This is a genomic window from Streptomyces sp. NPDC006552 (genome assembly GCF_040611655.1).
Lineage (GTDB): Bacteria > Actinomycetota > Actinomycetes > Streptomycetales > Streptomycetaceae > Streptomyces.
In genome coordinates this window covers 1-13,848 of sequence record NZ_JBEXOS010000064.1, presented here as the reverse complement: position 1 = coordinate 13,848, position 13,848 = coordinate 1, and the positions used below count along the sequence as shown (strand labels likewise).

Annotated in this window: 11 protein-coding genes and 1 pseudogene; 6 read left to right on the top strand and 6 right to left on the bottom strand. The window is 71.9% G+C overall.

Annotated elements, in window-relative coordinates:
- Positions 1 to 7 precede the first annotated feature (7 nt).
- From ABZY33_RS28860 to rhaI, 6 genes are all read right to left on the bottom strand, one after another.
- On the bottom strand, positions 8 to 655 hold the full coding sequence (locus tag ABZY33_RS28860; protein WP_356494623.1) for a lactate utilization protein C: 648 nt from the start codon (positions 653 to 655) through the stop codon (positions 8 to 10).
- Positions 652 to 2,130: a lactate utilization protein B gene (locus tag ABZY33_RS28855; RefSeq protein WP_356494622.1), complete on the bottom strand. Its 1,479-nt coding sequence runs from the start codon at positions 2,128 to 2,130 to the stop codon at positions 652 to 654. The genes ABZY33_RS28860 and ABZY33_RS28855 overlap by 4 nt, the downstream gene beginning before the upstream one ends.
- A complete protein-coding gene (locus ABZY33_RS28850; RefSeq protein ID WP_356494652.1) occupies positions 2,127 to 2,900 on the bottom strand; it encodes a (Fe-S)-binding protein in 774 nt (257 codons plus the stop codon). The genes ABZY33_RS28855 and ABZY33_RS28850 overlap by 4 nt, the downstream gene beginning before the upstream one ends.
- Before the next feature lie 72 nt (positions 2,901 to 2,972).
- Positions 2,973 to 4,418: a rhamnulokinase family protein gene (locus tag ABZY33_RS28845; protein WP_356494621.1), complete on the bottom strand. Its 1,446-nt coding sequence runs from the start codon at positions 4,416 to 4,418 to the stop codon at positions 2,973 to 2,975.
- Between the two features lie 168 nt (positions 4,419 to 4,586).
- Positions 4,587 to 6,626, bottom strand: coding sequence for a bifunctional aldolase/short-chain dehydrogenase (locus ABZY33_RS28840; RefSeq protein WP_356494620.1), 2,040 nt, complete (start codon positions 6,624 to 6,626; stop codon positions 4,587 to 4,589).
- 125 nt (positions 6,627 to 6,751) lie between these two features.
- The gene (rhaI, locus tag ABZY33_RS28835) at positions 6,752 to 7,918 is read right to left on the bottom strand and encodes an L-rhamnose isomerase (protein ID WP_356494619.1); all 1,167 of its coding nucleotides are present in this window, start codon (positions 7,916 to 7,918) and stop codon (positions 6,752 to 6,754) included.
- A 365-nt stretch (positions 7,919 to 8,283) separates the two neighbouring features.
- Here rhaI and ABZY33_RS28830 point away from each other — a divergent pair, with 365 nt between their 5' ends.
- The 6 genes and pseudogenes from ABZY33_RS28830 to ABZY33_RS28805 all read left to right on the top strand — a co-directional run.
- Positions 8,284 to 9,795: a sugar ABC transporter ATP-binding protein gene (locus ABZY33_RS28830; RefSeq protein ID WP_356494618.1), complete on the top strand. Its 1,512-nt coding sequence runs from the start codon at positions 8,284 to 8,286 to the stop codon at positions 9,793 to 9,795.
- Between the two features lie 133 nt (positions 9,796 to 9,928).
- Positions 9,929 to 10,984: an ABC transporter permease gene (locus ABZY33_RS28825; protein ID WP_356494617.1), complete on the top strand. Its 1,056-nt coding sequence runs from the start codon at positions 9,929 to 9,931 to the stop codon at positions 10,982 to 10,984.
- Complete coding sequence (locus ABZY33_RS28820; RefSeq protein WP_356494616.1) at positions 10,977 to 11,993, top strand: ABC transporter permease; 1,017 nt, start codon at positions 10,977 to 10,979, stop codon at positions 11,991 to 11,993. Before ABZY33_RS28825 ends, ABZY33_RS28820 begins: the two co-directional genes overlap by 8 nt.
- A 54-nt stretch (positions 11,994 to 12,047) precedes the next feature.
- Positions 12,048 to 13,139: a rhamnose ABC transporter substrate-binding protein gene (rhaS, locus tag ABZY33_RS28815; RefSeq protein ID WP_356494615.1), complete on the top strand. Its 1,092-nt coding sequence runs from the start codon at positions 12,048 to 12,050 to the stop codon at positions 13,137 to 13,139.
- A gap of 25 nt (positions 13,140 to 13,164) precedes the next feature.
- Positions 13,165 to 13,494, top strand: coding sequence for an L-rhamnose mutarotase (locus ABZY33_RS28810; RefSeq protein ID WP_356494614.1), 330 nt, complete (start codon positions 13,165 to 13,167; stop codon positions 13,492 to 13,494).
- Positions 13,487 to 13,780: pseudogene (locus ABZY33_RS28805) on the top strand (LacI family DNA-binding transcriptional regulator); the annotation flags it as partial. The gene ABZY33_RS28810 and the pseudogene ABZY33_RS28805, both read left to right, overlap by 8 nt.
- Positions 13,781 to 13,848 lie beyond the last annotated feature (68 nt).

Sequence of the window (13,848 nt, the reverse complement as noted above, 5' to 3'; positions counted from 1 at the left end):
GCGCCCGTCACTCCCCGCTCACCAGGATCACCTCCAGGGTGCGCGGGCCGTGCACGCCCTCGACCCGGTCGAGTTCGATGTCGCTGGTCGCGGAGGGGCCCGAGATCCAGGTCAGCGGACGGGCCGGAGCGAGCCGTCCGAGGGCCTGGGGGACCGAGGAGACGACCTGTTCCGGCACGCGGACCACGCAGATGTGGTGGTCGGGGACGAGCGTGATGCGGCGCCGGCCCTGGTCGGGCGAGCCGTCGAGGACGAGCGTGCCGGTCTCGGCGATCGCGAGCGCGCAGCCCGTCACCACGCTCTCGACGCGGTCGAGTTCCGCCGCGGTGCTGACCGCCCGGTCATGGACGCGCGGCGGATCGGCGGCCGACATCCACTCCGGCGGCAGCCCCGGCGGCACCAGCACGCTCTCCGGTCCCCGCGCGGCCAGCAGCCGCGTGATCAGCTCCGGCAGCTCCGCGGCGGCGCACCGGTGCACGAGCGCCCGGTAGTCCGCGAGGTTCTCGGCGAGCAGCTCGACCGTCTGCTCGGTCGTGCGGGAGCCGTGCTCGCGCAGATAGCTCCGGTCGATCTCCGTGTCATACGCCGTCGGGGGCCCCGACGGGCCCCCGAGCGCCCGCCGCACCCGGCCGAGGACCACGTCCCTGCTGCTCACTTGCCGGCCTCCTTGCCGCCGTTCGTCCGCTGCCACCAGTCGCGGAACGGTTCCGCCGGCACCTTCGGCAGGTCCCGGGTCGCCGTCCACGCCCGGCCGGGCCCCGGCACCGTGCGCGGATGGAAGCGGCGGGTGCGCGCGGCGAGGCGCTGGCCGGCGCCGAGCACGCCCGGGTGGGTGAACGCCCAGCGGGCGGCGCGCATCGCTGCCCGCTCCGCCGCGTGGCCCTTCGCCGGCTGGAGGGTCACCTTCGCGCCGTGCCGGGTGGCCGCGCCGCCCTGGACGACCCGCTCCCGCAGGTGCACGAGCACCTCGGGGATGTCGATGGCGACCGGGCACACCTCGTAACAGGCGCCGCAGAGCGAGGACGCGTAGGGGAGGGACGCGTCGATCTCGCTGGTCGTGCCGCGCAGTTGGGGGCTGAGGATGGCACCGATCGGGCCGGGGTAGACCGACCCGTAGGCGTGGCCGCCCGCCCGCTCGTACACCGGGCAGACGTTCAGACACGCCGAGCAGCGGATGCAGCGCAGGGCCTGGCGGCCCACCTCGTCGGCGAGGGTGTCGGTGCGGCCGTTGTCCAGCAGGACCAGGTGGAAGGTCCGGGGACCGTCGGAGTCGGTCGTGCCGGTCCAGGTCGAGGTGTAGGGGTTCATCCGCTCCGCCGTCGAGGAGCGCGGCAGCGTCTGCAGGAACACCTCCAGGTCCTGCCAGGTGGGCACGAGCTTCTCGATGCCGACGACCGAGATCAGCGTCTCGGGCAGGGTCAGGCACATCCGGCCGTTGCCCTCGGACTCGACGACGACGAGGGTGCCGGTCTCGGCGACCATGAAGTTGGCACCGGAGATGCCGACCTTGGCGCGCAGGAACTTCTCCCGCAGGTGCAGCCGGGCCGCCTCCGCCAGCTCGGCCGGTGTGTCGGTGAGCCCCGCGGGTGCCGGGCGGCCCCAACGGCCCATCTCCTTCTCGAAGATGGCGCGGATCTCACCGCGGTTGCGGTGGATCGCCGGGACCAGGATGTGCGAGGGACGGTCCTTGCCGAGCTGCACGATGAGTTCGGCGAGATCGGTCTCGTACGCGGCGATGCCCGCCGCTTCGAGGGCTTCGTTGAGCCCGATCTCCTGCGTGGCCATCGACTTGACCTTGACGACCTCCGACTCGCCCGTCTCCTGGACGAGCCGGGTCACGATCCGGTTGGCCTCGGCGGCGTCGGCGGCCCAGTGGACGGTGCCGCCCGCCGCGGTCACCGCCTCCTCCAACCGGACCAGGTAGTGGTCGAGATGGCGCAGGGTGTGGTCCTTGATCTGCTTGCCCGCCTCGCGCAGCTGCGCCCAGTCGTCGAGTTCGGCGACGGCGCGGGCCCGCTTGTCCCGGATGGTGTGGGTGGCGTGCTTCAGGTTGGCGCGCAGCGTCGGGTTCCGTACGGCGTCGTGCGCGGCCTTCGGGAAGGCGGGCATCCCCATGAATGTGCCGCTCATGTCAGCAGGTCCCCCTCGGTGCTCGCCAGGATCTCCGCGATGTGGACCGGCCGCAGCTCCGTGCGGAGCCGGCTCATCGTGCCGCCGAGGTGCATCAGGCACGAGTTGTCGGCGGCGCAGAGCACGTCCGCGCCCGTCGCCTCCGCGTTGCGGATCTTGTCGGCGCCCATCGCCGCCGAGACGTCCGGATTCTTCACGGCGAACGTACCGCCGAACCCGCAGCACTCCTCCGCGCCGGGCAGCTCCACCAGCTCAAGTCCCCGCACCGACCTCAGGAGCTGGGTGGGGCGGTCGCCGAGGCCCAGGGAGCGCAGGCCGTGGCAGGTCGGGTGGTAGGTCACCGTGTGCGGGTAGTACGCGCCGACGTCGGTCACCTTCAGGACGTCGACCAGGAACTCCGTCAGCTCGTACGTCTTCGGGACCACCGGCGCGAGTGTCGTCGCGAGGGCGGAGCCGCGGCCCTCCGCGCGGGCCCGTTCGCCCATGCGCGGGTACAGCTCGCGCACCATCGCGGCGCACGAACCGGACGGCGTGACGACCGCGTCGTACGCGCCGGAGGCGAGCCCCGAGCCGAAGACATCGGAGAAGTGGCGGGCCAGCGGTTCGGCCTGGTGCCGGTAGCCGGTGTTGTAGTGGGCCTGCCCGCAACAGGTCTGGGCGGCCGGGAAGTCGACCTCCACGCCCAGTCTGGTCAGGAGTTTCACCACGGCCCTGCCGGTGTCCGGATAGAGCGTGTCGTTGACACAGGTGAGGAAGAGCGCGACACGCATGGTGGCCCCTTCGGTCAGGAGGTTCGGCTCGGACATCGGACGGGTGCAGGGTACGTCGTGCGCACGGCCGGGTCACGGGGCGGCGAGGCGCGCCTCGGCCGCCGTCCACGCGGCGGTAGGGCCGCGCGGGGTGTAGCGCGTCAGCGACTGGGTGCCGGCGACCAGCCGGCGGGCCGCGGCCCGGTCGCCGAGGACGCCGTCGGCGCGGGCCTGCACGAGGACGTTGCCGAGCGCTGCGGCCTCCGCGGGGCCCGCCACCACGGGCAGCCCGCAGGCGTCCGCGGTCAGCTGGCACAGCAGGGCGTTGCGGGCTCCGCCGCCGACGATGTGCACGACGTCGACCGGCCGGTCGGCCAGGCGCGCCGCCTGCGTGAGCGCCCCGCGGTGGGCGAGCGCCAGCGAGTCGAGGATGCAGCGGGTCGTCTCCGCGCGGGTGCGGGGCTCGGGCTGGCCCGTGGCGCGGCAGGCGGTGGCGATCCGCTCGGGCATGGCGCCGGGCGCGAGAAACCCGGCGTCGCTCGCGTCGACGACCGAGCGCAATCCTTCTGCTTGCGCGGCCGCGCGCAGCAGCGGGGTCACGTCCGGCTCGTCCCAGGCGCGCTGGCACTCTTGCAGCAGCCACAGGCCCATGATGTTGCGCAGGTAGCGGACGGTGCCGTCGACGCCGAGTTCGTTGGTGAAGTTCGCGGCGCGGCTCGCCTCGGTCAGGACGGGCGCGTCGAGTTCGAGGCCCGCGAGGGACCAGGTGCCGGTGCAGATGTACGCGAAGTTCTCGCCGTCGGCGGCCGGGACGGCGGCGACGGCCGACGCGGTGTCGTGCGAGGCGACGGTGGTCACCGGGACGGGGCCGGTGAGACCGGTCTCGTCGAGGACGTGCGGGAGCAGTTCGCCGGCCCGGTCGCCGGGGCGGCGCAGCGGCGGGAAGAGGCCCAGGTCGATACCGGCGCGGGCGGCGATCTCGTGTGCCCAGTCGCCGGTGCGGGGGTCGATGAGCTGGGTGGTGGAGGCGTTCGTCAGCTCGGTGCCCTGCTCTCCCGTGAGCCAGTAGGTGAGGAGGTCGGGGATCAGCAACAGGGTCCGTGCGGCCGCCAGTCGGGCCGTGTCGCGGGCCGCCGCGAGTTGGTACAGGGTGTTGAACGGGGCGTACTGGAGGCCCGTCGCCGCGTACAGCTCCGCCGGGGGGACGCGCGTCCAGACCTGCTCCGCGACGTGGTCGGTGCGGGTGTCGCGGTAGTGGAACGGGTTGCCCAGGAGGGCGCCGTCCGCGTCCAGGAGGCCGTGGTCGACGGCCCAGCTGTCGATGCCCACGGATGTGACCTGGCCGGTCTTGCGCAGGCCGTCCAGGATGCCCGTGTAGAGGGCGAGGATGTCCCAGTGGAGGGCGGGGCCGGTGCGGACGGGTCTGTTCGGGAAACGGTGCGCTTCGCTGAGGTTCAGGGTGGTCGGGGTGAGCTGGGCCGTGATGACTCTGCCGCTTGACGCGCCCAGGTCTATCGCGGCGTAGGGGGTCGTGGGCATGGGGGTTCGGTCGCCTTCGGGGTCGGTGTTCTGTGCGGGTGCGTGGGGGCTGGGCGCGCAGTTCCCCGCGCCCCTGGCTTCTGTGCGGCTGGGGCGTGGGCCAGGTGCGCGGTTCCTCGCGCCCCTGGCGGGGTCGGGTGTGGGGTGCCTCGCGTCCTGGCCGGCGGGTCACCTCAGGAACGCCGCCGCCACTCCCGCGTCCACCGGCACGTGCAGGCCCGTCGTGTGGGTCAGGTCGCCGCCCGTCAGGGCGAACACCGCGTTCGCCACGTGCTCGGGCAGGACCTCCCGCTTGAGCAGCGTGCGCTGGGCGTAGAACTCGCCGAGCTTCTCCTCCTCGATGCCGTACGTCGCCGCGCGCTGCGCGCCCCAGCCGCCCGCGAAGATGCCGGAACCGCGCACCACGCCGTCCGGGTTGACGCCGTTGACCCGGATCCCGTCGGCCCCCAATTCGGCAGCGAGCAGCCGTACTTGGTGGGCCTGGTCCGCCTTGGTGGCCGAGTAGGCGACGTTGTTCGGGCCGGCGAAGACGGCGTTCTTGGAGGCGATGTAGACGACGTCGCCGCCCATCTGCTGCTGCCGCATGACGCGGGCCGCCTCGCGCGAGACGAGGAAGGAACCGCGGGCCATGATGGCGTGCTGGAGGTCCCAGTCCTCGGCCGTGGTCTCCAGGAGCGGCTTGGAGATGGAGATGCCCGCGTTGTTGACGACCAGGTCGACGCCGCCGAAGGCGAGGACCGCCACCCGGAACGCCTCGGCGATCTGCTCCTCCGAGGTGACGTCCACGGTGACCGCGACGGCCCTGTCCGGACCGCCCAGCTCCTCGGCGACCGCGGCGGCGCCCTGCGCGTTCAGATCCGCGACGACGACACACGCGCCCTCGGCGGCGAGCCGGTGCGCGATGGCTTTGCCGATGCCGCTGCCCGCCCCCGTCACCAGTGCCACGCGCGTGGCGAGCGCCTTCGGCTTCGGCATCCGCTGGAGCTTGGCCTCTTCGAGGGACCAGTACTCGATCCGGAACTTCTCGGACTCCTCGATGGGCGCGTACGCGGAGACCGCCTCGGCGCCCCGCATCACGTTGATGGCGTTCAGGTAGAACTCGCCCGCCACCCGCGCCGTCTGCTTGTCCTTGCCGAAGCTGAACATGCCGACGCCGGGCACGAGCACGATCGCCGGGTCCGCGCCGCGCATCGCGGGGGAGCCGGGCGTGGCGTGGCGCGCGTAATAGGCGGCGTACTCCTCGCGGTACGCGGCGTGCAGCTCCCGCAGCCGGGCGACCGCCTCGTCCAGTGACGCGGTCGGCGGCAGGTCCAGGACCAGCGGGCGCACCTTCGTGCGCAGGAAGTGGTCCGGGCAGGAGGTGCCGAGAGCGGCCAGGCGCGGGTGCTCGGCGCGGGCCAGGAAGTCGAGCACGGTCCCCGAGTCGTCGAAGTGGCCGACCTGGGGGCGGTCGTGGGAGGCGAGGCCGCGCACGACCGGGGCCAGCGCGGCCGCCCGCGCACGGCGCTCGGCCGCGTCCAGGGCGGCGTACCCCTCGATGAGCGGACCGAACGGCTCGGGCCTGCCGCGCTCGGCGAGGAAGGTCTCGGCGGTGCGGATGAGGAACAGGGAGTTCGCCTCGCACTCCTCGGCGGTGGCGCCCCACGCGGTGATGCCGTGCCCGCCCAGGACGCAGCCGATCGCCTCCGGGTGGGCGGACTTGATCGCCGCGATGTCCAGGCCCAGCTGGAAGCCGGGCCGCCGCCACGGCACCCACACGACCTTGTCACCGAAGCACTCGGCGGTCAGCTTCTCGCCGTCGGCGGCGCAGGCCAGGGCGATCCCGGAATCGGGGTGCAGGTGATCGACGTGGGCGGCGTCGACCAGGCCGTGCATGGCGGTGTCGATGGACGGCGCGGCGCCGCCCTTGCCGTGCAGGCAGTAGTCGAACGCGGCGACCATCTCGTCCTCGCGCTCCACCCCCGGGTACACCTCGGTGAGCGCCCGCAGCCGGTCCAGGCGCAGCGCGGCGAGCCCGGCCTCGGTGAGCGTGCCCAGATCGCCGCCGGAGCCCTTGACCCACATCAGCTCGACGTCGCCGCCGGTCACCGGGTCGGTGGCGGTGCCCTTGGCGGAGGTGTTGCCGCCTGCGTAATTGGTGTTGCGGGGGTCGGCGCCGAGCCGGTTCGAGCGTGCGAGGAGGGCGCTGACTTCGGGGTGCGTAGACATGCGGTGATCGGTCCCTTGCGTATGAGTCGGGCTGCGGGGTGCCCCGGGAAGGGGCGCGGGGAGCCGCGCGAGCGACCACGGGCGAGGCGCGGCCGTCCGCCGCCGGCACCCGGCGGACGCGTCGGTCAGGCCCCCCACCCCGCCTGCTCGCCGCCCACGCGCTCGGCCACGATCCGTTCCTGCCAGCCACTGGCGTGGTAGGCCGCGACCGGGTCCGGGTGCAGGCCCTGCTCCTCGCGCAGTTCGCGCAGCAGCGGGCGCACATCGGTGTTGTACGCGTCCATCAGCGCCGCGTTGGCGGCGAGGACGTCGCCCGCGCGCTGGGCCGCGGCGAGCGCGTCCCGGTCGACGAGGAGCGCCTTGGCGGTGGCCTCCTGCACGTTCATCACGGAGCGGATGACCGCGGGGATCTTCGCCTCGATGTTGTGACACTGGTCGAGCATGAACGCCACGTTCGTCTCCGCGGCGAAGCCCCCGTTCTGGGCGACCTCGTGCAGGATGCGGAAGAGCTGGAAGGGGTCGGCGGCGCCCACCATCAGGTCGTCGTCCGCGTAGAAGCGGGAGTTGAAGTCGAAGCCGCCGAGCCTGCCCTCGCGCAGCAGCAGCGCGACGATGAACTCGATGTTGGTGCCGGGCGCGTGGTGGCCGGTGTCGACCACGACCTGGGCGCGCTCGCCGAGCTTGAGGCACTGGAGGTAGGACGTGCCCCAGTCCGGTACGTCCGTCGTGTAGAAGGCGGGCTCGAACAGCTTGTACTCCAGGAGCAGGCGCTGATCGTCGCCGAGCCGCTCGTAGACCGCCGCGAGGGACTCCGCGAGCCGGTCCTGGCGGGCCACGATGGAGTCCTGGCCGGGGTAGTTGGTGCCGTCGGCGAGCCACAGCTTGAGGTCCGTGGAGCCGGTCGCGTCCATGATGTCGACGCAGTCCAGCAGGTGGCCGACGGCCTTGCGGCGCACCGCGGGGTCCGGGTGGCAGACGCTGCCGAACTTGTAGTCGTCGTCCTGGAAGGTGTTGGAGTTGACGGTGCCGAGGGCGACACCGCGCTCCTTGGCATAGGTGGCGAGCGCCGCGTAGTCGTCGACGGCGTCCCAGGGGATGTGCAGCGCCACCTTGGGCGCGATGCCGGTGAACTCGTGCACCTTCGCCGCGTCGTCGAGCTTCTCCCGCACCGTGCGCGGCACGCCGGCCTGGGCGAACACCTTGAACCGGGTGCCGGAGTTGCCGTAGCCCCAGGACGGCGTCTCGATCCGCTGGCTGGCGAGTGCGGCCTTGACGGCAGCGATGTCAGGCATGTCCACCTCTGAGTGCGTGAATCGATTCACTTCGCTGGGGAAGTTAACCCCGGCGGAACGGGCCGTCAAGGGGTCCGGCACGGGGTCAAGCGCGTTACGCAATCGTGCTGTTGCCGGGATCGGTCCCGGTTGTCCCCGCGCTTTCCTTGCAGTTCACGGCGGAGCGAGCGCGGCGAAGAGAGCGATTCGTCCCGGCGTGGCGCAGCGGTTGTCCTCCGGCCCCTTGACCTCCCCTGAGGACCGGAGCTAGCTTCCGGGCAACTTCACTGAAACATTTCATAGCCGGTCAGTCACCCGGCGCCCGCAGCCACTCCCGTGCACTCGGCACGGCCAGGCCCACTCATGCACACTCACGGAGACATGCAATGACGCATCCTGAACCGGGGACCGCTCCGGTGCTCGCGCTGGAGGGGGTGAGCAAGTCCTTCGGCGCGGTGCGCGCCCTGCGCGGCGTCAGCCTGCGCCTGTACGCCGGAGAGGCGCACGCCCTCGCCGGTGAGAACGGCGCGGGCAAGTCGACCCTCATCAAGGCCCTCGCCGGGGTGCACAGGCCCGACACCGGCACGGTCCTGCTCGACGGCGCGCCGGTGGAGTTCCACGGCCCCGCCGACGCCCGGGACGCCGGCGTCGCCGTCATCTACCAGGAGCCGACGCTCTTCCCCGACCTGTCGATCGCCGAGAACATCTTCACGGGCCGCCAGCCGCGCCGCTCGCTCGGCCGCGTCGACCACCGCGCGGTCAAGGAGGCCACGGCCGGACTCTTCGAGCGGCTCGGCGTCGCGCTCGACCCGGGCCAGCCCGCCCGCGGCCTGTCCATCGCCGACCAGCAGCTCGTCGAGATCGCCAAGGCGCTCTCCTTCGACGCCCGCGTCCTGATCATGGACGAGCCGACCGCGGCGCTCACCGGCAGCGAGGTCGCCCGCCTCTTCGGCGTCGTGCGCACCCTGCGCGAACAGGGCGCCGCCGTGCTCTTCATCTCGCACCGCCTGGAGGAGATCTTCGGCCTCTGCCAGCGCGTCACCACACTGCGCGACGGCGCCTGGGTGGCGAGCGAGCCGCTCGACGGACTGACCGAGGACGACCTCGTGCGCCGCATGGTCGGCCGCGACCTCGACGAGCTCTACCCCAAGCAGGCCACCGAGATCGGCGACGTCGCCCTGGACGTGCGCCGGCTGACCCGCGAGGGCGTCTTCACCGACGTCTCCTTCGCGGTGCGGCGCGGCGAGATCGTCGGCCTCGCCGGACTGGTGGGGGCCGGACGCAGCGAGGTGGCCCGCGCCGTGTTCGGCGTCGACCGCTTCGACGGCGGCACCGTCGAGGTGCTCGGCCACCGGCTCAAGCCGGGCGCCCCGAGCCTCGCCATGCACGCCGGCCTCGCACTCGTCCCCGAGGACCGCCGCGCCCAGGGCCTGGTGATGGACCTGTCCATCGAGCGCAACATCGGCCTCACCGGCTTCGCCGACACGAGCCGCGCCGGACTGATGAACCGCCGGGCCGAGCGCAACCGCTCCCTCGACTGGTCCGTCAAGCTCCAGGTGAAGTACGCGCGCCTCGCCGACGTGGTCGGCACCCTCTCCGGCGGCAACCAGCAGAAGGTCGTCCTCGCCAAGTGGCTCGCCACCGGGCCGCAGGTCCTCATCGTCGACGAACCGACCCGCGGCATCGACGTCGGCACCAAGGCCGAGGTGCACCGGCTGCTCTCCTCGCTCGCCGCCGAGGGCGTCGCCGTCCTGATGATCTCCTCCGACCTGCCGGAGATCCTCGGCATGGCCGACCGGGTGCTCGTCATGCACGAGGGGCGTCTCGCCGCGGAGTTCTCCCGCGCCGAGGCGGACGAGGAGACCGTGATGGCCGCGGCCACGGGGAGGGCCGCCTGATGATCGCCAGTTCGCCGCTGACTGCCACTCGTTCGTCGGCGGCCGCGCGCGGTGTGTGGTTGCCCGCGCCCCGCGGCGGAGCCGCTGATCGATCCGGCCCCGCGCCCCTGAGGACCATCGAGGTGGCTGGATCATGACCGTGACCGCTCCGCCCGTGCGGGAGAACATCGCACCGGAACCCACCGCCGGGCGCCGCCTCATCGACAAGGTGTTCAAGGCGCGCGAACTAGCCGTCGCCGGTGTCCTCGTCGTCATGCTGCTCGCCACCCAGGTCTCCAACAACGAGTTCCTCTCCGAACAGGGCGTCAAGGACCTCCTGCTGAACGCCACCATCCTCGTCCTCGTCGCCACCGGCCAGGCCGTCGTCGTCATCACCCGCAACGTCGACCTGTCCGTCGGCTCCGTCCTCGGCATCTCCGCCTTCGCCGCCGGCGACTACCTCCAGGGTGGCGGCAGCTCCCTGGTCGCCGTCCTCTACGCCGTCGCCATCGGCGCCCTCTTCGGCGTCCTGAACGGCGCCCTGGTCAGCCTTGGCAAGGTCCCCGCCCTCGTCGTCACCCTCGGCACTCTGTACGTGGTGCGCGGCATCGACTCCATCTGGGTCGGCTCCTGGCAGATCGTCGCCGCCGACCTGCCCGGCTCCTTCGTCGACTTCGGCCACGACGGCCTGTGGATCGTGCCCTACCTGGCGCTGCTCGCCGTCGCCGTCCTGCTCTGCGTCGGCTACTACCTGCGCAGCTACCGCAGCGGCCGCGACCTGTACGCGCTCGGCTCCAGCCCCGAGGCCGCCTCCCTGGCCGGCATCCCGGTCCGCAAGCGCGTCATGGCCGCCTACGTCCTGTGCGGCGCCCTCGCCGGACTCGCCGGAGCCCTGTACCTGGCGCGCTTCGGCAACGTCGACTCCGCCACCGGCAACGGCTACGAACTGACCGTCGTCAGCGCCGTGGTCGTCGGCGGCGTCGCCTTCACCGGCGGCTCCGGCACCGTCTACGGCGCGGCCCTCGGCGCCCTGCTGCTGACCTCCATCAACAGCGTCCTGCCCGCCATCGGCGTCAGCTCCGTCTGGGTCACCGCCATCAACGGGATCCTGCTGCTGCTCGCCATCGCCGTCGACCGGATCGTGGCCCTGCGGGTCGCCGCCGTGCTGCGCAAGCAGGCCGCACAGATGAGGAGCGCCCGCCATGGCTGACACCCGCAAGGCCGAACCCCTGAAAAGCGTCGTGCGCTGGGACACCGCCGTCGGCGCCCTGCTCATCGTGCTGCTGCTCTGCTCGTTCTCGTTCGTCGACAACTTCGGCAACGCGCTCAACCTCTCGTTCCTGATCGGCAACACGCTGCCCATCGCCCTGATCGCGCTGCCGATGACGATGCTGGTCGTCTCCGGCGAGGTCGACCTGTCGGTCGGCTCCACGGCCGGACTGTCCGGCGCCGTCATGGGCGCCCTGTGGAACAACGGCATGGCGATCGAGACGATCATTCCGCTCTGCCTGGTCCTCGGCGTCGTCTGCGGTCTCGTCAACGGCCTCCTGGTGACCCGGCTCGGCCTGCCCTCCCTCGCCGTCACCATCGGCACCATGGCCGCCTACCGCGGCATCGCCCAGATCGTCCTCGGCTCCGACTCCGTCACCGACTTCCCCACGCACTACCTGGACTTCGGCGCGGGCCGGTTCGGCGAGACGTTCCTGCCGTACGCGGGGCTGCCGTTCGTGGTGCTCCTCGCCCTCGCCGTGGTGGTGCTGCACGCCACCCGCGTCGGGCGCTCGCTCTTCGCCATCGGCGCCGGCGAGGAGGCGGCCCGCTTCTCCGGTGTCCGCGTCAAGCGCCTCAGGCTCTCCATGTTCGTGACGACCGGCGTGCTCTCCGCGCTGACCGGCGTCTTCTGGGCCCTGCACTACGCCAGCGCCCGTTACGACAACGCCACCGGGCTCGAACTCTCCGTCATCGCGGCCGTGTTGCTCGGCGGCATCGACTTCGACGGCGGCAAGGGCACCCTCGGCGGCGCGATCGCGGGCGTCTTCCTGCTCGGCACGCTGCAGAACGTGATGAGCCTGCTCAACGTCTCCGCGCAGTCCCAGATCGTCGTCACCGGCGTCCTCCTGGTGGTCTCCGTGCTCGCCCCGCGCGTCGGCCGCCAGGTCGCGCAGTCCAGGGCCCGGCGCCGAGCAGCCTCCGCCCCGCCGTCCCCGGCCCCCTCGTAGCAACGCGTCCGCGCCCTCGTCCCCGTACCGCCCACCACCTCGTAAGGAACCGCCATGTCCCGGACCGTCACCGCCGGCACCCGCCGGCTCACTGCCGCCCTCGCGGTCACCACCGCGCTCGTCCTCGGCGCCACCGCCTGCGGCGGCACCACCAAGGACGACGCGAACAAGGAGGCGGCCAAGTCCCACGCCGCCGGCAAGGCCGACCCGAACGCGGCGATCAAGAAGGGCCTCACGGTCGCGTTCCTGCCCAAGCAGGTCAACAACCCGTACTTCACCACCTCCGACAACGGCGGCAAGAAGGCCGTCGAGGAACTCGGCTCGACGTACAAGGAGGTCGGCACCAGCAGCGGCACCGACACCTCCGGGCAGGTCTCCTACGTCAACACCCTCACCCAGCAGCAGGCCGACGCCATCGCCGTCTCCGCGCAGGACCCGGGCGCCCTGTGCACCGCGCTGAAGCAGGCCATGAAGAACGGCGTCAGCGTCGTCACCTACGACTCCGACACCAAGGCCGACTGCCGCGACGTCTTCGTCTCGCAGGCCAGTGCCGAGGACCTCGGCCGCACTCAGGTGCAGCAGATGGCGCGGCAGATCGGCGACAAGGGTGAGATCGCGATCCTCTCGGCGGCCCAGACGGCCACCAACCAGAACACGTGGATCGACTACATGAAGGACGAGCTGAAGAAGCCCCAGTACAAGGACATCAAGCTCGTCACGACCGCCTACGGTGACGACGACGCCCAGAAGTCGTTCCAGCAGACGCAGGGGCTTCTCCAGGAGCACCCGAAACTGAAGGGGATCATCTCCCCGACCACGGTCGGCATCAAGGCCGCCGCCCAGTACCTCTCCGGCTCGAAGTACAAGGGCAAGGTCAAGCTGACCGGCCTCGGCACCCCGAACGACATGCGCGCCTACGTCAAGAACGGCACCGTCGACGCCTTCGAACTGTGGGACCCGGCCAAGCTGGGCGCCCTTGCCGCGCACACCGCCGTCGCCCTGGAGTCCGGCCGGATCACCGGCAAGGAGGGCGAGCGCTACCAGGCGGGCGGCCTGGGCGAGTTCACCATCGGCAAGGACGGCGTCGTCTCCCTCGGCAAGCCGACCGTCTTCGACAAGAAGAACATCGACCAGTACAAGTTCTGAGCCGCGCGCGGACGGGAGACGCTCCATGACGGACACGCAGCGCGTCTGCTTCCTGCTCAAGGTCAGGGCCGACCGCATCGACGCCTACCGCGCCCGCCACCAGGACGTGTGGCAGGAGATGCGCCAGGCACTGACCGCGGCCGGCTGGCACAACTACTCGCTCTTCCTGCGCGAGGACGGTCTGCTCGTCGGCTACCTGGAGACGGCCGACTTCGACGCGGCGCGCGCCGCCATGGACGCCACCGGCGTCAATGCCCGCTGGCAGGCCGAGACGGCCGGCTTCTTCGAGGAGCTGGACGGCCGGGCCCCGGACGCCGCCATGCGGCCGCTCACCGAGGTCTTCCACCTTGCCTGAGCGCGGATCGGTCGGCATCAAGGACGTGGCGCGCGTCGCCGGGGTCTCCGTGGGCACCGTCTCCAACGTCCTCAACCAGCCCCACCGGGTCTCCGAACCGACCCGGCGCCACGTCCGGCAGGTCATCGCCCGGCTCGGTTACGTACGCAGCGAGTACGCCCGCCAGCTGCGCGCCGGGCACAGCCGCATCATGGCGCTGCTCGTGCTCGACATGGGCAACCCGTTCTTCGTGGACGTCGCGCGCGGCGCCGAACGGGCCGCGCCCCGCGCCGGGGGGCGCGGGCTGGGGTGGAAAACCCCGCAGAGCGCCCCCACAAATGTATAACACAACATATAAAAAACTTCAACACACCC